23 protein-coding genes and 1 pseudogene are annotated in these 24,677 nt (G+C 39.1%); 9 read left to right on the forward strand and 15 right to left on the reverse strand.

Going from position 1 to position 24,677, the window contains the following annotated elements:
• Positions 1–50 precede the first annotated feature (50 nt).
• Entirely contained in the window at positions 51–2,519 is a 2,469-nt protein-coding gene (priA, locus tag NG743_RS18835; RefSeq protein WP_257120662.1) for a primosomal protein N', read from the reverse strand.
• A gap of 1,106 nt (positions 2,520–3,625) precedes the next feature.
• Here priA and NG743_RS18840 point away from each other — a divergent pair.
• The 5 genes from NG743_RS18840 to NG743_RS18860 all read left to right on the forward strand — a co-directional run bounded on the left by NG743_RS18840 (position 3,626) and on the right by NG743_RS18860 (position 8,727).
• Complete coding sequence (locus tag NG743_RS18840; protein WP_027402234.1) at positions 3,626–4,795, forward strand: RpoD/SigA family RNA polymerase sigma factor; 1,170 nt, start codon at positions 3,626–3,628, stop codon at positions 4,793–4,795.
• An 86-nt stretch (positions 4,796–4,881) separates the two neighbouring features.
• Positions 4,882–5,367 carry a GNAT family N-acetyltransferase gene (locus NG743_RS18845; protein WP_027402235.1) on the forward strand — a complete coding sequence of 162 codons (486 nt, stop codon included), beginning with the start codon at positions 4,882–4,884 and terminating at the stop codon, positions 5,365–5,367.
• A 263-nt stretch (positions 5,368–5,630) separates the two neighbouring features.
• Positions 5,631–5,969, forward strand: a complete 339-nt coding sequence (petJ, locus tag NG743_RS18850) for a cytochrome c6 PetJ (RefSeq protein WP_027402236.1) — start codon at positions 5,631–5,633, stop codon at positions 5,967–5,969.
• Between the two features lie 482 nt (positions 5,970–6,451).
• A complete protein-coding gene (locus NG743_RS18855) occupies positions 6,452–8,065 on the forward strand; it encodes an energy transducer TonB (RefSeq protein ID WP_257120664.1) in 1,614 nt (537 codons plus the stop codon).
• Between the two features lie 98 nt (positions 8,066–8,163).
• A complete protein-coding gene (locus NG743_RS18860; protein WP_027402238.1) occupies positions 8,164–8,727 on the forward strand; it encodes a hypothetical protein in 564 nt (187 codons plus the stop codon).
• A gap of 57 nt (positions 8,728–8,784) precedes the next feature.
• On the opposite strand, the gene NG743_RS18865 is transcribed toward NG743_RS18860, so the two are convergent.
• The 14 genes and pseudogenes from NG743_RS18865 to NG743_RS18930 all read right to left on the reverse strand — a co-directional run bounded on the left by NG743_RS18865 (position 8,785) and on the right by NG743_RS18930 (position 21,437).
• Positions 8,785–9,888, reverse strand: coding sequence for a fatty acid desaturase family protein (locus tag NG743_RS18865; RefSeq protein ID WP_027402239.1), 1,104 nt, complete (start codon positions 9,886–9,888; stop codon positions 8,785–8,787).
• A 156-nt stretch (positions 9,889–10,044) separates the two neighbouring features.
• On the reverse strand, positions 10,045–10,926 hold the full coding sequence (gene fabD, locus NG743_RS18870) for an ACP S-malonyltransferase (protein ID WP_027402240.1): 882 nt from the start codon (positions 10,924–10,926) through the stop codon (positions 10,045–10,047).
• Positions 10,927–11,031: 105 nt separating this feature from the next.
• Entirely contained in the window at positions 11,032–12,033 is a 1,002-nt protein-coding gene (locus tag NG743_RS18875; protein ID WP_027402241.1) for a beta-ketoacyl-ACP synthase III, read from the reverse strand.
• A gap of 197 nt (positions 12,034–12,230) precedes the next feature.
• Positions 12,231–12,371: a hypothetical protein gene (locus tag NG743_RS18880; RefSeq protein WP_160170619.1), complete on the reverse strand. Its 141-nt coding sequence runs from the start codon at positions 12,369–12,371 to the stop codon at positions 12,231–12,233.
• Positions 12,358–13,383 (reverse strand): phosphate acyltransferase PlsX, encoded by a 1,026-nt coding sequence (gene plsX, locus NG743_RS18885; protein WP_027402242.1) that lies wholly within the window; start codon positions 13,381–13,383, stop codon positions 12,358–12,360. Before plsX ends, NG743_RS18880 begins: the two co-directional genes overlap by 14 nt.
• A gap of 261 nt (positions 13,384–13,644) precedes the next feature.
• Positions 13,645–13,974: pseudogene (locus NG743_RS18890) on the reverse strand (DUF4351 domain-containing protein); the annotation flags it as partial.
• 20 nt (positions 13,975–13,994) lie between these two features.
• Positions 13,995–14,837: a DUF4351 domain-containing protein gene (locus NG743_RS18895; protein ID WP_257120665.1), complete on the reverse strand. Its 843-nt coding sequence runs from the start codon at positions 14,835–14,837 to the stop codon at positions 13,995–13,997.
• A gap of 3 nt (positions 14,838–14,840) precedes the next feature.
• Positions 14,841–15,074 carry a hypothetical protein gene (locus tag NG743_RS18900; RefSeq protein WP_027402245.1) on the reverse strand — a complete coding sequence of 78 codons (234 nt, stop codon included), beginning with the start codon at positions 15,072–15,074 and terminating at the stop codon, positions 14,841–14,843.
• Positions 15,075–15,212: 138 nt separating this feature from the next.
• A complete protein-coding gene (locus NG743_RS18905) occupies positions 15,213–15,602 on the reverse strand; it encodes a hypothetical protein (protein ID WP_027402246.1) in 390 nt (129 codons plus the stop codon).
• A 75-nt stretch (positions 15,603–15,677) separates the two neighbouring features.
• Positions 15,678–16,163, reverse strand: a complete 486-nt coding sequence (locus NG743_RS18910; RefSeq protein WP_027402247.1) for a helix-turn-helix domain-containing protein — start codon at positions 16,161–16,163, stop codon at positions 15,678–15,680.
• Between the two features lie 44 nt (positions 16,164–16,207).
• Positions 16,208–17,134, reverse strand: coding sequence for a CSN8/SAC3 domain-containing protein (locus NG743_RS18915; protein WP_027402248.1), 927 nt, complete (start codon positions 17,132–17,134; stop codon positions 16,208–16,210).
• Entirely contained in the window at positions 17,134–17,814 is a 681-nt protein-coding gene (locus NG743_RS18920) for a restriction endonuclease subunit S (RefSeq protein WP_257120666.1), read from the reverse strand. The genes NG743_RS18915 and NG743_RS18920 overlap by 1 nt, the downstream gene beginning before the upstream one ends.
• Positions 17,815–17,818: 4 nt before the next feature.
• The gene (locus NG743_RS18925) at positions 17,819–19,846 is read right to left on the reverse strand and encodes a type I restriction-modification system subunit M (RefSeq protein WP_257120667.1); all 2,028 of its coding nucleotides are present in this window, start codon (positions 19,844–19,846) and stop codon (positions 17,819–17,821) included.
• 118 nt (positions 19,847–19,964) lie between these two features.
• Positions 19,965–21,437, reverse strand: coding sequence for a leucyl aminopeptidase (locus tag NG743_RS18930; protein ID WP_257120668.1), 1,473 nt, complete (start codon positions 21,435–21,437; stop codon positions 19,965–19,967).
• 175 nt (positions 21,438–21,612) lie between these two features.
• Between NG743_RS18930 and NG743_RS18935 the strand changes: the two genes are divergently transcribed.
• The 4 genes from NG743_RS18935 (at position 21,613) to NG743_RS18950 (ending at position 24,573) form a co-directional block, all read left to right on the forward strand.
• Positions 21,613–22,113 carry an acyl-CoA thioesterase gene (locus NG743_RS18935; RefSeq protein ID WP_027402252.1) on the forward strand — a complete coding sequence of 167 codons (501 nt, stop codon included), beginning with the start codon at positions 21,613–21,615 and terminating at the stop codon, positions 22,111–22,113.
• 53 nt (positions 22,114–22,166) lie between these two features.
• Entirely contained in the window at positions 22,167–22,775 is a 609-nt protein-coding gene (locus tag NG743_RS18940; RefSeq protein WP_193961915.1) for a hypothetical protein, read from the forward strand.
• Positions 22,776–23,101: 326 nt separating this feature from the next.
• Positions 23,102–23,851 (forward strand): cobalt-precorrin-6A reductase, encoded by a 750-nt coding sequence (locus NG743_RS18945; RefSeq protein WP_257120670.1) that lies wholly within the window; start codon positions 23,102–23,104, stop codon positions 23,849–23,851.
• Between the two features lie 29 nt (positions 23,852–23,880).
• Positions 23,881–24,573 (forward strand): Uma2 family endonuclease, encoded by a 693-nt coding sequence (locus NG743_RS18950; RefSeq protein ID WP_257122164.1) that lies wholly within the window; start codon positions 23,881–23,883, stop codon positions 24,571–24,573.
• The last annotated feature ends 104 nt before the right edge of the window (positions 24,574–24,677 follow it).

The following is a 24,677-nucleotide window of genomic DNA, read 5'->3' on the forward strand; positions in this document are numbered from 1 at the left end:
TGGATAACAACCCGTCAATCCTGATTCTGACAATAATTTATTTTCCCCGACTACATAATATTAATGGGATCTACATCAATTGTTAAACTCACGGAAGTGGGGATGAGCGATCGCACTTCTGTCCAATCTGGTAAATTAGGTAAAGCATCAGGGGCAAACTTGAGTAATATTTGCCAGCGATAACGGTTAGCTACTCGTAAAATACTAGCAGGTGCAGGTCCTAATATCTCAAACCCTTCCTTATCGTTTAAAAATGTAGCAATGATTTGGGCTGTATTTTGGACTTGAATCGGATCTAAACTACTTAACCGCAATAAAATTAATCTCCCATAGGGAGGATAATTCAGAGCTTGTCTTTGTGCTAACTCTGCATCACAAAAAGATTGATAATCGTGTTGTTGCACAGCTTCAATAATCGGATGTTCTGGGGTATAGGTTTGGACAATTACCCTCCCTGGATCATCCCCTCTTCCCGCCCTTCCTGCAACTTGAGTCAGAGTTTGAAATGTGCGTTCATTGGCGCGATAATCAGATAAATGCAATAATCCATCCGCAGCGACGACACCCACAAGGGTAACTTGGGGTAAATCTAACCCTTTAGTTAGCATTTGTGTTCCCACTAATAAATGCGCTTCACCGTTAGCAAATCTAGTTAGGAGTTCACGGTGCGAACCTTTCTTTGTAGTGGTGTCGCTATCAAAGCGAATTATTTTCAAATTGGGAAATTGTTTAGTTAATTCTTGCGCTACCCGTTGAGTACCACTTCCGAAAAACTTTAAATAAGGGGAACTGCATTCGGGACAATGGGGAGGATGTAAACGCCCATAATTACAATAATGACAGCGCAATAATTCTGGCGCTCCCGCTTCCACATGATGATAAGCTAGGGAAACATCACAATGGGGACATTCCAATACATAACCACAACTGCGACAAGACACAAAGGTACTATGTCCCCGCCGGTGAATAAATAATATTCCCTGTTGTTGTCTTTCTTCCAATTGTTGCAGTGCATTTTGCAACTTTCTACTAAAAATAGACCGATTTCCCTCTTTTAACTCTTGACGCATATCCACAATTTCCACAGGTGGTAATGGACGGGAGTTAATCCGTTCTGGTAATGATAAATATTGATGATTTCTACTTACCCAACTTTCTAAAGAAGGAGTTGCAGAACCTAAAATAAGGGGACAATGTTCTAATTCGGCTCGCCATTGAGCGACAGTGCGGGCGTGGTAAGTAGGAATGGGGGAATCTTGTTTAAAGCTGCTATCGTGTTCTTCGTCCAGGATAATTAAGCCTAGATTGGGCAAAGGGGCGAAAATGGCACTGCGAGTCCCAATGATGATTTGTGGCTCTCCTGTGAGCATTTGTCGCCAAGTGTCGTAACGTTCACCGTCGGAAAGGGCGCTGTGATAAACGTGGACTTTGTTTCCAAATCTGGCGCGGAATCTGTCTGTGAGTTGGGGGGTGAGTCCGATTTCGGGAACTAAAACAAGGGCGGATTTTCCTTGTGCGAGTAATGGTGATATGGCTTGTAAATATACTTCTGTTTTTCCTGAACCTGTCACCCCATGTAACAATACTTGAGTAAATCCAGTTAAGGAATTAATTGTTTCTAAGGCGTTATTTTGGGCTGGTGTTAAGGATTTAGCCCAATCTCCGGCTACTGTGGGTCCTTGTTCTTGGCGTAATATTTCTCTGTCTTCAATGACTATATAGCCTTTATCTACTAAAGCTTTCAGCGTAGACGTGCTAGTAGCGCAAAGTTGCAATAATTCACTTTGCCACATTTCCCCGCCTTGTCGGCGTAAAACTTCGACAATTTCTTTTTGACGGGTTGTTAAATCGTCATCATGATTATCCAGAAGTGTGACAGCTTTTTGTAATTTAGGTTGGGTGAGTCGTGGCGGTTCTAAATAGTTTTCTGCTAATCCCAAACGAATTAATTCCCGAATACCTCTATATGCAGCTTTAACTTTTTGTTGAATGTAGTGATAACTATAGTCTGCTGTTGGCGTTTTTTGTAAAAGTGTGATTACTTGCTGGGCTGTAGGGCTAATGTAAATAGAAAGATTTTCTCTACCCAAGGGAGTTAACCGCAGACGACGTTGTGATCTTCCTAATAATCCTGGTGGTAATGCGACGCGAATAACTTGAATTAGAGGTGTATAGTAATAAGCTGCAACTCGATTAAGTAATATCCAATAGCCAGCAGGAAAAAACCCTTCACTAACCACATCTTCAACTTCTCGAATTTTTTCTAAGGGAATATCTAGATTAGGTTGAGTTAATAAGCGAATAGCGATCGCACCTACCTGTGTTGCACCAAAAGGAACACTTAAAATATCCCCTGGTTTGATTTCTAACTGTTCCGGTATTTTATAGGTAAATAAATCTGAACATCCTGGACAATCTACAAGCACTTCAACCCATTGAGACAACTTTGTTTGAGATTGATATAATCCTTCTGGTTCAGATACGGTTATAACCGATGAATTTACGCCAATACTATACATAACTTCTCAATTTATAAACAAATATTTTATTTACAGACTTGGTTAATTCTATTCAATCTTACTTAACTATATCCTTTGGTTTTACCTGATGTAAATAGTATTTTACAATACTTCAATTACACATAATACTTGATAATCTGGAATTTATGTAATCTACCAGACAAATTATCTTCTAGTATCCGAGTAATAAATAGTTGAAAATTGATTTACATACTTGTGTCCTCAATCTACCAACCCTATCTTGAGAAATACATTCAGAGAATGGGTAATTATGAGTAATAGGCAATGAAGTCAGGATTCAACATATAGAATAAATCGGAGATAAAACTTTTAGACAAATTCTTGTCTAATAAGTATTCCAACTCTTAAATACCCATGCTATACCTGTACTATTAGCGAATTAAGTGTTGAATTATTATTTCTGACTTCTTACGTAATTGTGTTATTAATTAAAACTCATTTTGAACTACGAAATCAGGCATAGAGCTTTTCCACCCATTGATAGATATTAAATATTTTTTCAATATGCGATGCTTTTAAACGATAAATATTGTCCGGATTGTAAGTTTCTATTTTTGTATTTTGGATTATTTAGTAAATTTTCGTAGGAACAAATAAATCTAGTAACAACATGGCGATTTATCCAATTACTCTCATCGTCTACCCCGAACAAACATAGAAACTTTGCAAAAAATACACAAAAATTTAATATATAGCTTTCCTGGCTTATTCATGGAGGTGCTAAACAGACAACAGGCAACAAGCAATAGATTTTTTCACAGATCATTTAGGATGGATATATAGGAGTGTTTATCTACATTTTGGATATTTGTTAAAGTGATGATCAGGAGGGTTGACATATTTGCTAATTAAGAAAAGAACGAAGAATATGCCGATATATCTTCCAAAAAAGATAGTTTTTTGTGGGTGCTAAAACCAGTAATGATCATGGGTTGTATCTAGGCATAACCAAAAATAATGGACAAATACTGATTTACCTTCCAGATAAGGAATGATCAAAAAGAGAGTCTTTTGCTAGAGAAAAAGGGTGTATTTGTCCTGAAGGGAAAACTACCCAGTCTGAAACAGGCTGTTGTGATTAAATTATGTACCAAACAAAGCAACCATCCCTAAAGGAAACTATGAATCTTGCTGAATTGGGAACAATGGAAATACTAGAGAATATTACTGATCATGAAGAACCATCAATCGAGAGTTTAGATCAAGTAGTATATGAAGATACTGCAATTGTCGAAAACTTGGAATCAGAAGAACGCAATGGCGATGACATGGCCGCAGCCCGCCCTTCGGGATATAATAAAACCGAAAATGATGATGCTGTAGGCGCATTTTTTAAGGAAATGGCACGTTATCCACTACTCAAACCTGATGAAGAAGTGGAATTAGCCAGACGAGTCAGATTTTTGGAAGAAGTCAAAGAATTGCAAGCAGCATTGGAATTGGAACTAGGAGCGCACCCTAGTAAGGTTCAGGTGGCTTTGCAATTAGAAATGACAGAAAAACAACTGGAAAGCCGCTTGTATCAAGGTAGAGTCGCCAAGCGAAAAATGATTCGCTCCAATCTCCGGTTAGTTGTATCTATTGCTAAACGATATTTAAATCGTGGTGTCCCTTTTCTCGATTTGATTCAGGAAGGAGCAATGGGTTTAAACCGCGCTTCTGAAAAATTTGATCCCGATAAAGGATATAAGTTTTCTACTTATGCTTATTGGTGGATTAGACAAGCAATTACTAGAGCGATCGCTAATGATGCCCGAACTATTCGCTTACCAATCCATATTGTTGAGAAACTTAATAAACTAAAAAAAGCACAACGGGAACTTAAACAAAAACTCTCTCGTAACCCAACGGAAGCCGAAATGGCTGAATCTTTGGAAATTACGGTTCACCAACTGCGTCAACTTCAACAACTTCGACGACAAGCACTTTCCCTTAACCACCGTGTCGGTAAAGAAGAAGACACAGAATTAATGGACTTGCTAGAAGATGAAGATAACCAGTCTCCCGAAGCAAAAATGAACGAAAACATGATGCGTCAGGAAATTTGGGAAGTTCTAGGAGACGTACTTACCCCCAGGGAAAAAGATGTCATTTCTCTCCGCTATGGACTCACCAGCAGCGAACCCTGCACCCTAGAAGAGGTAGGTAATATGTTTAACCTTTCCCGTGAACGAGTTCGCCAAATCCAAAGTAAAGCCATGCGAAAGTTACGTCGCCCCCACATAGCCAAACGGTTAAAAGGCTGGTTAGTATAAGTTGTTAGTCATTAGTCATTAGTCAGTTGTTTTACCAATGACCAATGACTAATGACCAATGACCAATGACCAATAACCAATGACTAATGACTAATTTAATCATCCGTTTTGCCCAACCCAGTGATGCTCATACCCTATTTGCATTAATTCAAGGACTTGCAAAATATGAAAAACTATCCGATGCTGTGATTGGTAATGCTGAAGCCCTCAAAGATCATTTATTTGGTTCGCCAAAATATGTAGACGCAATCTTAGCTGAATCCCAAGGTCAAGCTGTAGGTTTTGCCATATTTTTTCATAATTATTCAACATTTCTCACCAAGCCAGGACTTTACCTCGAAGATATCTTTGTTTTGCCAGAATATCGCCGCCAAGGTATTGGTAAAGCACTTTTGGCAAAGGTAGCTCAAATAGCCTTAGAAAGGGATTGTGGGCGCTTAGAGTGGAGCGTTTTAGATTGGAATGTGTCAGCCCAAGCATTTTACAGGAACATGGGCGCGGATATTTTAGATGATTGGCGGATTTGTCGTGTCACTGAAAAGGGTATTTCAGGATTAGCCAATCAAAAATGAAGTTTAAAAGATCAAGAAGGAATCCGAAAAGTTTACCTTTCCTTTTATCCTTCATTATTAATTTCTTTTTGTTAATCGTAAATTTAAATTCACATAAATTTACCTCCAGCCTAAACCCTGAAGCTATCAATCAATTAATCGCCAATTTCCCATAATTGAGAACCAAGTTTGACAGCTTGTCTTTTGACTAATCCCACAAAATCAAATGAAAATTATAGAGGATATTTGCACGGATTCAGCCATTGTCGTAGAGAGAACACCAGATGAAAAAGATCGTCTCGATATTATTACTAGGCATAGCTACCTTCACCTTTGCCTTCAGTAGTCCCGCTTTGGCCGCGGACGCTGCTAATGGAGCCGAAATATTTAAGGCTAATTGCGCTCAGTGTCACCTTGGCGGCGGAAATTTAGTTAATCGAGCTAAAACCTTGAAGAAAGAGGCTTTGGTAAAGTACGATATGTACTCGGCTGAAAAAATTATTGCTCAAGTTACTAAAGGTCAAGGCGCAATGCCAGCTTTTGGTAATAAATTAAAACCAGATCAAATAGAAAATGTAGCTGCTTATGTCCTACAACAAGCTGATAATGGCTGGGAAAAGTAAAGTTACATCTAACTTGATGGCTTAACAATGTGCGGGGCTTTTCGCTTATTATTCCTATAGTTATAGCAGTATTCACTCTTTGTGAGATACAGTCAGCAACCCGCAAAGCATCTAGGGGCGGGAAAACCCCGCCCTAGATTGTATTGCATTGAGCATAAGTAATTGGACAAAAATATTTACAGTCATTGCGAGCGAAGGGAAGCAATCACAACCCTGGCGATTGCTTCATTTTATTTCACTTCGTTCCATATGGCTAACGCCACGCTGCGCTAACGCAATAACATTGTGTAATTAATTCTGTCTCACTACTTAATAACTGTTATGTTATTCATAACTAAGTAGGTGAACACAATAAAACCAAACTGTGTAAAGAAACGTAAAATCGCCCAAACCCTCTTCACTCTTGCCTCTTGCCTTTTGCCTTGCCATAACGACAATTTTCAACGCCAACCTACTTAATCATCCATAACTAATCATAAAATATGAGTTTATCAGGCATTACTATAGAACAGCGCGAAAAAGAGGCTGAAGCCTTAAAGACTTTCCTGATCTTTAGTTTTATTGGCTCACTAGCATTACATATCGGACTATTGGCTTTAGCTATTAATAAGTTTTTCTTCAAAGTACCTGAAGTTACAAATGAACCAATTGAAGTAACAATTTTGGAAACTCTCCCTCAGAAAATAATCCAACCACCAGTAGAGATCAAATCCCTAGCAAAAATAAATCCTGGTGGTGGAAATGAAGGCGGCGAAGTTTCTATACCAACAAAAACAACCATTAGTAAAATCAAGTCTTCTGTTGCCCCTGTAAGCAAACAGCCCCAACCAAAAACCACTAATAACCTGATTAATAAACAATCCCCAATACTCACGCCTCCTAAAAGTGCAATCATCCCAAATTCTCTAAAAAATAACTCTATAGAAAATACAACTCCTGAACCGACAATCCCAACAGAAACCAAACCAATCCAAAAATTAGATGAAACTTCAAATACCCTAGCATCTACTGAACCTCAAGCGGAAACAAAACCTACGGAAATCCCATTATTAAAGTCAGAACTTCAACCTAATATTAGTTCTAATAATATCCCCAGCAACTCCACAACCTCTATACCAGTTTCACAGAATAGAAATATTTTAAATAATTTAGGTAATCATCGCTGGAGAAATATTTTAGGTAAAGATTCCGGTAATGGTGTGGGAAACAATTCTGGTAATGGCGTGGGAAACAGTTCTGGTAATGGCGTGGGAAACAGTTCTGGTAATGGTGTAGGAAACAGTTCTGGTAATGGTGTGGGAAACACAGCCAAGTCAGAGAATACACCAGTAGCTACCGCGCCCAATCCTCCCATCGAAAACAGTTCTAAATTGAATCGTGCGGATTGTCTACAGTGTCAAATTAAGTATCCAGAGAGAGCCAGACGGCGGGGCGCAGAAGGAAATCCAGAAGTTGCTATTGATACTGATAATAAAGGTAATGTTACGAGAGTGCGGTTAATCCGTTCCAGTGGTGATAGTGAACTAGATGAAGCCGCTCAAAAAGCTGCTCAAGAGTGGAAATTAACGCCCACAGAAGCAGGAAGAGAAGGAGTAAGAGCCTCGGTTAACTTTGCTATTAAAGGATCACAGCGTCACCGTAAACTTCAAGAACGCCAAATAGAAAAACAGCGAGAAGCCATTAATAAAAAACCGGAACAAGAAGCTGCTGCTTCCACTTCGATAGAATCACGTCAACGCAATCGCAGAAAAACGAATGTTATTATTACCGATATTCCATCCGAAAATATAACTAGACAGAGACAAGAATCTGCACCCTCCAAAAGTAAACCAGTTTCACTACCCCGTCAGTCTATTGAACCTGAACAACCCAAGCAAACAGAAGAATCTCCAGCCCGTCGCCGTTCAGTTCAGCCCGTAAAATCTGACACGAGTAATCAATCGGACGAAGGTAGAACCGAAAGAATACAAAAAAGTCAGAGACGCTTAACAGAAGTCCTCCGTCGTCGTCAAAAGTCTGCTGATTCACCACCAGCAGAATCTCCCGCACCACTAGAACCTGCGACTACATCACCAACTGAGTCTAAAAGTCAATAGTGCTAAGATTAGCACCCGACAACAGATTTTTAGTGTGAAACTTGGGTAAGTCCTATGCCAAAAAGCGTTACTCTAGATGATAAAGTTCAAAGATAATTATGACACCGGAAGACATAGCGGGTACGTTAACAGAGTTATTCACTGCTGAAGTTGTAAAATCTATTGCCCCCGGTTCTTGGCAAGTAGAAACTGCTGATTTTCGGTTGTTGGTGCTGCTTTCAGAAGATAATACCTGGTTGCGGATATTATTGCCAATTATGCCTTTACAAGAAGCCGCAGCCTTTATGACACAGTTTCTAGAGGCTAATTTTGATGATACTCAGGAAACACGATATGCCGTTTATGATGATGTAATTTGGGGAGTATTTCAGCATAATAGTGGCACTTTGACTAATGGAGATTTTGCTAATGCGATCGCTCGTCTGATTTCATTATATCAAGCTGGTGTTAATGATGTTTTCAATAATTTGCTAGAAACTCGTATCCGCGAAATTATTAAAGCCGCAAAACAACAGGGACAATCTTTAGAAGCCACTATGCAAAATCTAGACCGTTTTTATGCCGAAGGATTATTAGGAGATATTGACCAAAATGCCCAGGGACGAGAACAAGTTTTAGCAGCTTGGCAAAGACAATTAGAACGTCTTTGGATGGAGATGTAATCGAGTTGACGGGGAAAGTCTCTACATTACTTCTCCATAGGTGCTGATTAAATTTGACTATAGATCGCTGAGATTTATCCCTAAGATTGGACAGGTTACAAATTTATTTCCAGACCAATCTGTGAAAGTATGATCATTTTTGTAATGTCTGGGTGTTTCCATCATTAATTCCCAGGCTTTTCCCGCATTTAATAAGTTAAATCTTTCAGGGTAATATGTTTGTAATAGTTCTTGCACCATTGGCGCATAATCTGAATTTATGCCGGGGAAAATGTGATGTTCTGTATGGTAAGAAAAGTTTAAATGTAAGACATCAAATAGTTTCGGAACTCGAATAGAGAGACTATTAATGAGAGGATCATTTACATTGGTCATGCGGCACAACATATGATTGGTATAGATATAAAATATCAGCCCCGCATAGCCTATCCAAATAGGCAAGAAGTAGCTAAGAAGTAGTTTAATGGGGTGGAACTCCAGGTAACTTAAGATGGTAGCATGAATGGCGATAATCATGAGTAATTCTACAGCGATCGCCCGTTGTTCTTTCCCACTAACTGTAAAAGCCACTACAGGATACTTAGACTTACCATTATTGAATAATAAAACTGAGGTCAAATTCCGAAATGTGTGAACGCCCCAAGCATGACTCATTCCTATAAACAATAAAATAGGATTTACCTCAGATGACGGCACAAAAGCATTCTGAATCCATTTACCCCAATTTTTAGGTTGATTATCTAAATAATTACGATCTGGATCTTTCAAAGAATTTGTTTTATTATGGTGTTCTCGATTGTGTACTGCTTTCCATAAAGTTGGCGGCATCCATAACATTGTGAATCCCAATAAGCTAATTATTTGTCTCAACCAAGGATTCGTAACTGTGCGGCTATGAAGCAAATCGTGGGTACTAAAGAGCAAAACAATCACACTATTAGCCATCACTAATGCTAATGGTAAATACAGCCAAAGAAAATACCAATTCCAGTCATCAAGATGATTGGCAATTCCCCAACCTAAAATCATAATTGCTAGATTAATTAAGAGAATCCAGAGTTTATTGATATCAGGTAAAAATGCTTCTGGCGGCAGTAAAGGACGCAACTTTTTAGCATACTCAGCTTGCGTCATCCAAGCTTTTTGTTCAAGTGTATTCATGAATATTTTTAGTTTTGTTTGCAGGTTGATTAAGACTTTGCGAAAATATTTCATCCGACGTAAAGTCTAAAGGTTGCAAATTTACAAAGGGCAACCAATGAGGAGAGAAAAATTCATCAATTCCAGACTTTTGTAGCAATTTGATGTTTTCTTCACCTATTCAGGTAACTCAGCAGCATTACGAATATTTTGTAAAATTAAACTAGGTGTAGTTCGTTTAACTAACCCAGTTAATACGTTTCCAGGACCAATTTCTACAACTTTCTCAATGCCATCTTCTACTAATTGCAAACAAATTTCTCGCCAGCGGACAGAACCAGTCATTTGTTGAGAAAGACGCTGTTTTAAAGTTTCCGCTTCCATAGCTGGAACTGGATCTACATTAGATAAAACTGGAACATTTGCTGACTGAAAAATAACTGAATCGAGAACTTCTTGAAATTCCATTGCGGCTGCTTTCACTAAATGGGAATGAAATGCACCAGAAACCTTTAAAGGGATAGCCCGTTTAGCTTTAACTTGTGAAATGACAGTCTGTACAGCATCTGGAGTTCCAGAAATAACAACTTGGAGAGGACTGTTATCATTTGCTAAAACTACATCAGGTGTGGCGCTAATAACTTTTTCTAATTCTTCTCGGTCAAAGTTCATTAATGCTGCCATCATTCCCCCAGCAGCACTATCCATTAATTCTGCCCGTCGTTTTACCAAGTGTAATCCAGCCGACCATTCAAAGACACCAGCCACATAAAGGGCTATATATTCGCCTAAACTATGCCCTGTAACTACGTCTGGTTGCTGTCCTTTTTCCCGCAAAATATCAGCAATAATACTTTCGATTACATATAAACTAGGCTGGGTATAAAGTGTTCTTGATAAAGTGTCAATATCACTTTGACATATATCTATTACAGACCAACCCAAAATTGCCTCAGCTTGAATAAATTTTTCTTTGGCAGATGGTAGAGTTAACAAGTCTATTCCCATTCCCAATGCTTGAGAACCTTGTCCGGGAAACACCCATGCAGTTTTAGTCATTTGTTATTAGTCGGTGGTCAGTTGTTAGTTGTCAGTTGCCAGTTGCCAGTTGTCATTGATTATTAGTATTAATTTTCTACTTTTGACTTTTGACTTTTGAATTATCTATCTTCCCCATTGAAAAATGGCTGCCCCCCAGGAAAGACCTGCGCCAAAACCAGATGTGGCAATGATATCATTAGGTTTAATTTTCCCGGCTCGCACTGCTTCATCTAAAGCCAGGGGGATAGATGCAGCGGAGGTGTTACCATAGTCGGCGACATTGCTGATAATTTTATGTTCGGGAATCTCTAAGCGTTCAGCAACGGAATTGATAATCCTTTGATTTGCTTGATGTAATACTAGCCAATCTATATTTTCAACTTTGAGATTAGCTGCAAATAGGGCTTTGTCTATCACTTCTGGAACTTTTTGCACAGCGAAGCGGTAGACTTCTTTACCGTTCATGGTAATGGGATGATATTTGCCTGTAGATACGTGAACATCTGGCGCTAATTCTGTGCTAGAGGCGTTATAGGCTAGGTTGAGACAATTGTTTTGAGAACCGTCGCTTTTGAGGCAAAATCCTAATAGGCGATCGCTTTTATTAGCCTGTAATACCACCGCCCCAGCCCCATCACCAAATAACACACAACTGCGTCTATCTTGCCAATCTACCCACCGAGAGAGGATATCAGCCCCAATTAAGAGTACATTTTGATAAACGCCTGTTCTGAGGTATTGGGCGGCTGTGACTAAACCAAAGACAAAGCCAGAACAGGCAGCAGTTAAGTCAAAGGCAACTGCTTTGGTAGCACCCAATTCACCTTGAACACGGCAAGCACTTCCAAACAGGTCATCAGGAGTGGATGTGGCTAATAAAATTAAATCTATGTCTGCTGCTGCGATGCCGGCGGCAGTAATAGCCTGTTGACCAGCCGCAGTGGCTAATGATGTCAGTGAATCGGGGGGCAATGCTAACCGTCTTTGACGAATTCCTGTTCTTGAGGCAATCCACTCATCTGATGTTTCTACCAGTTGAGTTAATTCTTGGTTATGTAAACAAGCTGCTGGGACTGCTGAACCACTACCTGTAATCGCTATACCACTGTTGAAAAAATTTGGCACTTCTTTTTTCCTCAATTGTCAAGTGTCATTTGTAAATTGTCAGTTGTCTTGTTTGTAAGCATTAATAACGAGTACCAATGACAATCCCAATTTTAGATTCGAGATCAAGAATTTCAGATTTATAAAAGTATTTATGAATCTAAAATCCCCAATCTAAAATTGGATGACAAATGACAAATAGCTGTTGTATCCTCATCTCAATAGAGAAAAGAATGGGCTAATACAGCACGGCGTAAAATAAAATAGCCATTGTCAATCCCCAAAAGCTGACGACCTATTACTTTTGACTTTTGACTTTTGACTTTTAACGAACGCCCGGCGGTACTAACTACTTTCATTTTGGAGAATTTGATATTGGGATTGGAGTCTTTCTAGTACCTGATTATCTACGGCTTCTTTAGCCATGCGAATGGCACTAAAAATAGATGGTGCTTGGGAACTACCATGACCAATAAAACAAATACCGCTGACACCCAGAAGCAAAGCTCCTCCGTGTTCAGCATGATCCATGCGTTGTTTAACGCGCTTCAGATTAGGTTTTAAAATCGCTGTACCGATTTGACCGTGTATCCCTTGGGGTAGTTCTTCTCGAAGAATTTGTAGAATTACGCCCCCAACTGCTTCGGCAAATTTTAATAAAATATTACCCACAAAGCCGTCGCAAACAATCACATCAAATTCACCAGATAATACATCCCGCCCTTCAGCATTACCAGTAAAATTAATTTGAGTATTTTCCCGTAACAATTGGTGGGCGCGGAGAGCTACTTCGTTACCTTTAGTATCTTCTTCGCCAATATTCAATAAACCTATCTTGGGATTGTCGGTTCCCAAAACATACTGACTGTAAATTGAACCCATAACTGCAAACTGCTCTAAAAATTTAGGGCGACAGTCTACATTAGCACCAACATCCAGAATCATTACTGGCTTGCCGGCTTTGATGGTGGGGAATACTGTGCCAATTGCTGGGCGGTCAATTCCCGGTAATCTGCCTAATCGCAGCAAAGCTGATGCCATAGCTGCCCCAGAGTGTCCAGCAGAAAATACAGCATCTGCCTGTTGATTTTTGACTAAATCCATCGCTATGTTGATGGAAGATTTCCGCTTGCGTCTAACTGCGTTGAGAGGATCTTCATCCATAGCGATCGCTTCCTCGGCAGGAACAATCTCCAAATCCGCCATAGTTGTCTTTGGCGGCATTATAGCCTCAATTTGTTGGGGATCTCCAACCAGTAATATTTTTACACCTAATTCCTCTCGCGCCCGCAGTGCGCCGGCGACGATTTCAGTGGGTGCATGATCTCCCCCCATTGCGTCAATTGCGATCCTTACACCAGTCGATCCCATTGCTCAGAGCTTATAGAAACCTTACAAATTTTATCAGATTGCAATACTTAAAAATTTAAAATTCTCAAAAAAGCATAAGAAAATCTACTTTTTCTAAAATCAAGAGAATTAGTATATTTAATTTCACTTAATTTCGCTTGTTAGTATTTACTTAGAATTACATGGGTAACATTAATGATTAAGTGATTTTACTAATGTCCCAAAGCAAATCAAAAATTAGATTCCCGACTTTTTCAAAAAATCGAGAATCTGGAAAAAACCTTATAAAATTCTGGGGAGGTGTGTATCTAACCAATTAACTAAATCAGATATTCCTGAAAAATCTAAAAACTCTTCTCCCAATATTTCTAATTGTTCAGTAGGTAATAAACGAATCCGTTCAACTATAAATGAATCCATTTCCCCAAACCGCCGATTCAAAAGACGATTCAGGAAACGAAAAGCTTCTTTCTGTTCTCCTATTTTTTCTCCTTTCTGTTCACCCTTTTGCAAAATATCCTGGTAAATTACAGATTCTTGCATAATATCCTCACTCAATAATTGACGAATTAGATTTTTCTCGAATCGCAAACCTGCTAAAATCTCAAAAAATCGAGAATCTGGAAAAAATCCTATAAACTTCTGGGAAGGTGTGTATCTAACCAATTAACTAAATCAGATATTCCTGAAAAATCTAAAAACTCTTCTCCCAATATTTCTAATTGTTCAGTAGGTAATAAACGAATCCGTTCAACTATAAATGAATCCATTTCCCCAAACCGCCGATTTAATTGACGATTCAGAAAACGAAAAGCTTCTTTTTGTTCTCCTTTCTGTTCACCCTTTTGCAAAATATCCTGGTAAATTACAGATTCTTGCATAATATCCTCACTCAATAATTGACGAATTAGATTTTTCTCGAATCGCAAACCTGCTAAAATCTCTGTGTAAGCAGCAGTATTCTGTCTGGCTGGTACATCTGTAATTTTAGCAATTTCTGTGGCAACCTGGGATAATAATTCTGGTGCGGAATTTGTTTTTGTTAATGGTGCTAAGGGAAGTAATGCGGGGTTATTGAGAAACAAAGCCGAATCTTGCTCCCACATTCTGATGACTCGATAGCGATGATTTGTCATTTCATCAATATAAGCCTCGGTAAAAGCGATTTCATTAGTTGTTTCCTGCAAGAAAATCACCACTTGAGTTACAGGTAGATTATATTGTCTAACTAATCTGACAAAATAATCTAACATTCTTAACGGAATGGGAGTTTCTGATTTGGTTCTAGTTTGAAATTCTAAATGTAGGATTCTGTTGTTTGTTTGCAGCAATATAACGGAATCTGCACGAATTGGTTCAATGCTTAATTCGGTTTTTAAGACTTTGATCTTTTCGACTGTTTCCGGTAACAACCAGTTGGCAAAATCAAGAGGATATTTTTCAGCTAGGATTTTACAAACATTATCAAAACTCACGATTTACACCCTTTTTCGGTTGATAGTCAGTAATTCAATATTCAGGTTTTCTTTTGCATCTTCTGGCAACTCAAACATGATCTCAAAACCTCCGTTGGGAATAGTTCGACGCAAAAATCTTAAATGGTTTTCTGCATCTTGGCGGTTAGCAAAATGGGCGACGGTGTGAAATTGGGTAATGGTTACAGTTCTGACTATCACCCAAGGATGATTTTGGGCAACAACTGGTTTTATCATGGTAAATGTCTCCTTATTTTAGGAAGCCGGAAGTCAGCAGGAAGCGTCGGAAACTTATTTGCTGGCTTCTGACAATATTTGTAGTTTTGTTGGTGGGTTGCTGTGAGTGTGTTTTCATCGCTTCTAAACACTCTCTTTTCATGGCTGTTGCGGTAAAAGCTGGGTTGCGTCATGGTCGTGCAGTCCGGGAACGACTAGCCAGAACCACATTCGACACTTGAATAAGCGTAGTGATCGCAGTTCTTCTGGGAAATTTTGATTTCTGTAACCTTGCCAGTGTCCCAGGTGTGCAAGTTGTTGTTTGGCACAGGTGGGGCAAAGGTCGCCTGCTTTTCCTTTGTCTATGGTGTATGTGGGGTCTTCAGAATTTAGGGGTTTGATGCCAGGAAATTGACCGTTTTGAGAATAGGGGCAGGGTTTTCCGTCCAGTTCTGCGGGGATGATACCTGTGCAAATTAGGCTGTCGGGGTAGATTTTGCCGTCGGGGGACAGGAAGAGGGCTTTGGGTTCGGTGTTTTTTATATTCATGCTTGACAGTTGCCAGAAGCAGATGCTATTCTGACAATATACCTGTTAACCATGTAAATGTCAAAGCTTAAATGACTAACTTCCTACCTCGTATTTGAATCCGATTGTTTTAGCAACCAAGTCTAAATGTTTCGACTTTGAGCGAGTCGGTTCATAAATTCCATTTTCCCATTCACTAACTGTTTGCTGACGTACACCTAGCTCTTGTGCAAATTCTGCCTGTGTTAAACCAATTTGGAGACGTAATGCCTTAATTGATTTGCTATTCCATACCACTTTCCCATCTACAATTTGCACTTCTTCGCTATTAGTAAATTGGCGAAAAGTAATACATTGCTGATCAAAATCAACATTTTCAACCCGATATCCTGCTTCTATCCAGGCTGAAGCTTGTAATGCGCCTTTGCTGCGATTACTCCACCATGCCCGTTTACTTTTTGCTGAATTGGGTAAGGACTCTTTTATTAAACGCTCGATTTCGGCAAATGATAAAATTATTTCATTTTGTTCACTGCTATACAAAAAGTCTAGGAGTGGCTGGTATTTACTACCCTCCTTCATGTTACCTCTTCCTCTACTAACATCTATTATCTTCTATCAATTAGTTAGTCTTCAGTTAGCCTACGACTTTCAAAGTTATTAATATATCCTGGCTGAATAATTAGCTCTTGAAACTCTTTACAAATCAATCTAATTAACTCTTCATTCTCTCCTGTTAGATAACGTCCGTGCATCAGCCTATTCCTTAATACACGGAGGTCATTAATTTTTCTCGTAATTGTATCTCGTGTGTTTTTATTAACAGTATTAGCAAAAATTGATTGAGGTGAATTTGATAGCTTATAACCTCCTTCTAAGTCATCAATTATACTAATCATTTTTGATAAATCTGTAAAATCTGCATAATAAAGCCAGTGCATAAGTAGAGGATTATATTGCTGGTAGTTAGCTTCATTTTCATTATTCTTTAATGCCTCACTCTTACATTCTTTATATTTTCTAAGTCTATCTTCCCATTTATAGCCATATTTAATTTTATATTTTTCAAGATTTTGTTCAGCATCTTCTATATATCTATCAAGAGTATCTTCCCAGCGAGAACCATACTTTTTGAGCATTACAGATATAATAAATTCTCTAACTGCGTTTTCAAAATTCATTACTAAAGGGAATAATCTCTCACTTCTCTCATCCCCATAAGAGTTATAAACAAGTGTTAATTTAGGAAAGTACGTTTCTGCTGCCTGTGCTAAAACCTTCTCAAGTTCGACAGGTTCAACCGGAACTGCCATTTCAACGTCAAAAGTTATTAAAGTATGAGAATTGATATGGGATTGCCAATGTACATTTAGGAGAAACTCAAAATTTTGGGTAACTGCTGCTTGCAATTCATATTGATTATTTAATGGGTTTAGAGGTATTGAATCGTATTCGTCATATACAGCACCCAAGTCATCGAAAAGATCATACAAGGCTCTTTCTAATTCCTCCTGTGGCTGTTCAAAGACAGTTAAGTAGCAAGCATGGATCATTAAACTCCCCCTTGAAATAGCTTTCCAACAAGCTTCTGAGCTTCAGCACGGTGATCTTTAGCAGCTTTCGATAATTGCTCTGCCTCTTTTATTAATCGTTGTGCTTCAACAACAATCTGTTTTTGTTCATCACGAGAGGGGAGCATTATAGGCAAATTATTTAGAGCAGCAAGAGTCAACATAGGCTGAATGCTACCAGTTGAAAGGGAGTGAATAAGGGCTTGACCATCATCTGAATTGAGATATAACGTCAAGTAAGCAGGATCAATCTTGTCTGTTAAGCGCAATCTTGCAAGGTGTGTATCTATGTTGGCTGGTTCGTCAGATTCATAAACAGCAGCTATCCCTGGACGCATGATTAAACTAACCAGCACATCACCCTTATGAACTTGAGTTTTTTCTAGTTTGTTGTGTTCCTCTGGAGTGAGATAGCGCACATGATTCAGGTTGATACCTTCAGTCGAAATATTACGTACTGATATCAAAGGAATTTCCCCTCTATCTTTAATCCCGTTGATAAAATAACCACGCTGAGTAGTTCCTAAAGTACCCAATTTGACTACTGGAAAGGGGCTTTTCTCTAACTGAGCCATTGTACCTGTCACAACTTGCGAGTAAGGTTCAAAGTTCCAGACACCCTTTTGACGTAACTGCGAAAGATTAACTATAGTTTTTTCCATTTAACTACCTTCCTAATAACCCAGCTAAATCTGTAATTGCTTTCTTCACTTCTGGCGGTTCATTAACTTCATCTTCTGAGGCAGAAATACGACCAGATGCGTCATAGCCAATATCATCAATCCTAGCCATGTAAATCTTATCATCCTGCTCAATTTCTAGCTGACTTTCTGCTGTCAAAGCTATATCACGCTTTTCTAGAAGAACCACGCTAGTTTTCACAGCAGCACCATAGGGTCTGAATGTTTCTTGTGGTAAACTCACAATCGCTTTTAATCTTGCCCAACGTAAAATCCAGTCTCTTACATCCTGCATGGAACTATTTGCCAAAACACCATCAGGTAAAACAATTGCTAACTTTCCCCCTGGTGCTAAAAACTCAAGACAACGATTAAGAAAAGCGACTTCTTGAGGAATGCTTCTAACAACCTTGCCATTTTTCTTTGTCACCCCATCCCGTGAAGCAAAATCCTTCAAAATACTTTCATTTGTCAACTTAGAACCAAATGGAGGATTAGTTAAAATCATCGTTAACCCACCCAGATAAAAACCAGGACGTTCTGGAAGTCCTTCTGTAATTCCTCCTGTAATGCTACTCAATCTTTCCAGCGAATCCATAACCTTTAAATCGGCATATTGTGCGCCATTCATTAAAGTATTAACTCGCGCTACGTGCATCACATTTCGAGAATATTCAGCCCCAAATAAATGATTATCTCGAAACTTGATAAACTCTTCCGTTGGTTCTTCAGGATTTATCCCTTCAGCACTATCTCCATTATTTGCTATTGCTTTTGCATATTCCTGTTTACGCACATAATCCAAAACGTGAGTTAGCATTCGCGCTGAACCGCAAGCAGGATCACCAACATAATCATTTACTGTTGGTTGCAAAATTCCTACCATTAAATTAATTACAGGTGTAGGTGTGAAATATTGCCCTAAATCATCACGGAAAGTTTTACTTAAAAAGTCTTCAAATACTCCACCTTTGACATCTGCTGAAGATTTCCGCAAACTCCAAGGCTGTAAACGCTTGACTATTTCCATTGTGGTGTGTGGCTTGAATTGCAAAACATCAGCTTCATTAAAAGCCAACCTCACAGCCAAATCATCACCAAATTTTTTCGCTAGTGTGTCCCGTTCCCACTGCTTGGCTTTTTCAAAAGTTTCTCTGACTTGAACTAATAAACGTTCTGGGTCTGTTTCATTACTGACACTAAATACATAAGCCCGTGATTCTCCTGTTTGCTTTACCAAGTCAATTGTTGCTTGTTCGTCGTACCACTTAGCAAACAAAAATTTAACCATTGCATCAACGGCTTCTTGTGGCTGCAAACCCTCGTTATCTCTGAGAATAGAATGACATCCAGAACGGGTATCACCCAAAACCTCCCGAAATTTATCACGGGATAGAGGTGTAAGTCCAGTTTGAATACCATCTGGTTCACTAGGATTTAAAATTACAGTATAAGGACTATGGTTTGCAGCTTCACGGGCGCTTTCATATTTAGGTAAGTTACCAATTATTTCTAACTTACGTGGATAATCAAGGTCACGACGATAGATATCTGTTTGTTTCCCACTGGTTAATATTGCATAACGAGCAGATGGTGAAGCACTCATGTAAGAATTGAGTCGGTTAAGATGTTCTACCCAACCTTCCGCTTCAGTTCCACCAACTTTTTTATTTGGTTCCATAGCCTCTACCATAATAAAGGCTACATCCAAATTACCTACAGAATCGGCATAACGGTCATCATAAACTACAACGTCTGCCCGTCCTTGATAGCGTCGTCCACCTTGATGAGTTCCCTCGGCAAAATCCGCATTTAGTTCTAATGCCATTGCTTCTAGTGGAACGCCGTACTCTTCCACTAAAATCTGAATTGCCCACATTGTTACAGGATCTTCTGCTGGACGTACATAAGAACCATCAGCTTTAAATAATTTCTGTAGATTTATATGCTGGCGATACTTTTCTGGTACGTCAGCCGGATTTTTATAAGGATTAGTGAAATCGGAGAAAGGCATGAAGTTATGGAATACAGGTTACACCTAGCCTAATGATAGGCTATTTTGAGCGATCGCACTTTGATCTATTTCCTATACAAAAACCGTAGGGGCGGGGTTTCCCCGCCCTGGTGTTTCCCTAACTCAAAACCCAGCTAACCAGTGTTCTCACACCAAAACCAGTTGCCCCAGCACCATTGTAGCCATGTTCCTTATCAGCCCAAACTGGTCCGGCAATATCTAAATGCGCCCAAGGGGTATCCTTAACAAACTGCTTCAGGAATAAAGCCGCAGTAATAGAACCGCCATAACGGGGTCCGGTATTTTTCATATCAGCAATACCCGATTTTAGCCCGTCAAAATATTTGTCTTCCATTGGCATCCGCCAAATTTTCTCACCAGCACTATCAGCGGCTGTTTGCAGTTGGCAAGCTACCGCATCATCTGGTGTAAATAAACCAGCGATATCTTCACCCAAAGCTACCACACAAGCACCTGTAAGGGTAGCTAAATCAACGATCGCATCCACACCCAATTTATCCGCATAAACCAAGGCATCAGCCAAGGTTAACCGCCCTTCAGCATCGGTGTTATTTACTTCGATTGTTTTGCCATTTGATGCAGTTAAGATGTCTCCAGGGTGCATAGCCTTACCGCTAATCATGTTTTCAGTAACGGCGGAGATAAAGTGAACTTCCACATCTGGTTTTAATTGTCCAATAGCCTTAGCCGCGCCTAAAGTTGCCGCTGCACCACCCATATCCATTTTCATGGTTTCGATCCCACTACCAGCGCCTTTAATGTTCAATCCACCGGAATCAAAAGTTACGCCTTTTCCGATAATTGCCAGTTTCCGCTTAGGTGTATCGGCTGGTTTATAGGTGAGGTGAATGAATTTTGGTGGTAAATCAGAAGCTTGGGCGACTCCCAAAAATGCCCCCATGCCTAGTTTTTCGCATTCTTCCTGTTCCAAAATTTCCAGTTCTAACCCGTATTCGTGAGCGATCGCTTGAGCAGTTTCTGCCATAGTAATAGATGTAACCGCATTAGCTGGGGCTGCGACTAACTGCCTAGCTAAAATTACACCGGAAACAATTTGATTAGCGCGGGTAATAGCCGCTTCTTGTCCAGCTAAACCAAGTAAATCAATGGTTTCAATATTGGGATTTTTATCTTCTGGCTCGGATTTAAAGCGAATATCTTGGTAAAGTGCCAATTCTATGCCCTCAGTCAATGCTTGGGCTGTGGTGGCTGGGTCATTATTCCACAGTGGTAAACTGATGCCCAAAGTCTTGGTTTTTTGCTTTTTGGCGGTTTTGGCTATAGTCGCGGCTACACGGCGTAAACTGTCTAGTTTTAGTGCGTCTGGTTTCCCTAAACCAACTACAATTACCTTCTTCACTGGGTAAGTCCCACCTAAACGAATAACAACGGTGCTATTTGCCTTACCTGTAAACTCTTCCTCGGTAATTACTTCTTTTAAAATTCCCGCAAATTTATCATTTAAGTTGACCAGATCACCGGTTAACTCCACCGCATCTTCAAATAGACCAAAGGCTAAAGTATCACCGGTCCAATCTAATAATCCTGTATTTGTAAGTTGAATCGTCATTTTTTTAATTTCTGTCTATCTTGCTTCATGTACCAGTATTGCTCAAATTTTCCGAATCATGGGCGTTTTACGCAACGTCTTGACAATCTGGTAAGATAAAAAATAGTTCACAAATATCCAATTTACAAAGTTTTATCGGTTTTTTAGCCATCCGTTGCTTGTAAAAATTATTCCTATGTCTAAAGAAATCAATCAGCCCCAATTACCACCCACCAGCGCCATTGACAGTGTGACTAATGTTGCATTTGAAAATTGGTTTGAATATCCAGTTCGGGCGCAACCTCACCACACTGATTACGCAGGTATAGTTTGGCATGGTACTTATTTAACATGGATGGAAGAAGCAAGGGTAGAATGCTTACGCTCTATAGGCATTGAATTTGCTGATTTAGTAGCTTTAGGTTGTGATTTACCTGTTGTAGAATTGTCAATTCGTTATCATCAGTCGGTGAAATTAGGAATGCCAGTCCTAGTAAGAACACGGATGGCTGAGGTAACAGGAGTGCGAATGAACTGGGACTACACCCTTGTTTCTCCTGATGGTCAGGATTTATATATTACTGCTCTGGTAACGTTAGTAGCTTTGGATCGAGAAAAAGGTAAAATTATGCGTCAGTTACCACCCGCGTTTCAAGATGCTTTGGCGAAAATTTCCGGTTCTCGGAAGATTAGGTAATGGAAACTGGGAACTATAATAAAAAAACTTTTCTAGCAACCCATAGTTTTAATATGTCTAAATCAGTAAAAATATCTGATCATTTAACACAAAAGGTTCAAGAAAAAGAGAAAGAGAAAGAGGAACAACTAATTAATGAACTTAGACTTTTATTAAAAACCTTGATTTATCAGGAAGAAGTTACAATTAAAGCCATCATAGATTGTCTTTATGATGTTGGTTCAACTAATTTGATAAATCATAAGCTGCATTTTGGAACTCTCAATAAGACTCTAAAATTTATGACTAAAATGTCGAAGCCAGTATTTAAAATCCTGGCTTGGCAATGGTTTAATAAAAATTGTCCTGAGTTAATTACTAAATGGCTGGAAAGTAAGGTGACATTTGCCAGAGTGGAAGAAACGAAGATAGAGGTGATGGTAGATAATGAAAATCTCAGTTTAGCTCCTATGTCTCAACTTCCAGAAGAAAATCAAGTTAATCAGGTAAAACATCTGCATTTTCAGGTGAAATTGTTAACAGGTATTTTAGTTGGAGTTTTAACTATCTTTTCCGGTAGTTTTATTTGGTTGAATTATTCATTAAAGTTATCGCATTTGCAAACTGTAGAAAAACTCCAAAATCAAGTTAAAATCCTAGAATCTAGTGTCAATAGACATTAGTAATTAAAAATGAGGCGTTGCTGATTAAGGATTAAGGGTATGAATTTTAGTCTCACGCAAAGGCGCAATCACGCTTCGTGATCTCGAAGAGTAGACGCACTGAGGTTTGATTTTTAAAGGTTCAATTTGGAGATTTCATACCTCGATTCAGCAACGCCATTTTCCGGTTTCCCCCCAAAGCATCGAGGGGATTAAGAGGGGTAATTTAACTTGTGTGTACACGATAGCCCCGCAAGCAAGGATGGGACTAGGATGTATTTCATTCAAGTGCAAACTGTATATACAACAGCTTCGTAGAAATCTAAAATCTAAAATCCAAAATTGATATGTTGCGGGTTTTAATTCTCGGTGGAATTGGTGATGCAGTGGAATTGGCTGCTAAGGTAGCAAATATTCCTGGTATTGAGGCGATCGCTTCTTTAGCCGGTCGAACTCGTGAACCTGCTAATCTTGTTGGTAATGTGCGGATTGGCGGTTTTGGTGGTGTCCCAGGATTGGTTGGTTATTTGCGAGAAATGCAAATTGATATATTAATTGATGCTACTCATCCTTTCGCTAATCAGATTTCTGAAAATGCCGCCGCAGCGACACAGGAAGTAGGTATTCCGCGATTAATGGTAATTCGTCCACCTTGGGAAAAATTAGGAGATGATTGCTGGTTAGAAGTAGAAAATAATCTCGCTGCTGCTACTGTGTTAGCAAATCAAGCTAAACGAGTATTTCTAACAATTGGTAGACAAGAAATTGCGACTTTTGCACATTTACAGGAAATTTGGTTTTTAATGCGGATGATTGATCCACCAAATACTGATGTTATCGTCCCACCTGGATTAATTTTATGCGATCGCGGTCCCTTTACTTTAGAAAACGAACAGGAAATTTTACTCAAATACAATATAGATACCATTGTTAGCAAAAATAGCGGTGGTAATGCCACCTATCCCAAAATTATCGCCGCTAGGAAACTCGGAATTAAGGTTGTGATGGTAAATCGTCCACCTGTACCCCCAGGAGAACAAGTTCCAGACGTAGATAGTGCGTGCAAATGGTTGTTTGACAAGTTGGATATTTTATAAAATTAAGGTAATTAATGGAGGGACGCAACATGGTGATTAAGAAACCAGATATTAACAATACTCCTCAAAATCTGATTTTACCTTTAGAAAGTGGCGATCGCCTATCCCGCCACGAATTTGAACGTCGTTATACAGAAAGTCTCCATGTTAAAAAAGCCGAACTAATCGAAGGAGTAGTTTACGTGGCATCACCCTTACGCTTTCAACGTCATGCAGAACCCCATGCAAAACTTGTAATTTGGTTAGGGAATTATCAAATTGCTACACCCGGTATCAAGTTAGGTATTGAACCCACAATTAGATTAGATCAAGATAACGAACCCCAGCCTGATGGAATTCTATTCATTGATCAAAGTTTAGGAGGAAAGTCCCGCATTACAGTAGATGACTATATTGAAGGTTCACCAGAATTAGTTGCCGAAATTGCTGCTAGTAGTGCAGCTTATGATTTGCATGATAAAAAAAAGGCCTATCGTCGCAACGGTATTCAAGAATATATTGTTTGGCAAAGTTTAGAAAAAAAACTAAATTGGTTTCAATTACATGAAAGTGAATATATCTCTCTTGAACCCGATGCTGATGGTGTCATAAAAAGTCAAGTTATGCCAGGTTTATGGTTAGCAGTACCAGCATTACTGGCAGGTGACATGATTCAGGTTTTAGTAGTTTTACAAGCCGGATTAAATTCACCTGAACATAGGGAATTTTTACAAAATAGATAATTGGTGATTGGGAATATAGCAGATTGTAAATTAATGAGGCTTCCGTGAGCGTCAACCGATAATATTCGATGGCAGAAAGTGTTAGTAAAAGCTTTACGATCTTG

This window comes from Dolichospermum heterosporum TAC447 (assembly GCF_024584745.1).
GTDB lineage: Bacteria > Cyanobacteriota > Cyanobacteriia > Cyanobacteriales > Nostocaceae > Dolichospermum > Dolichospermum heterosporum.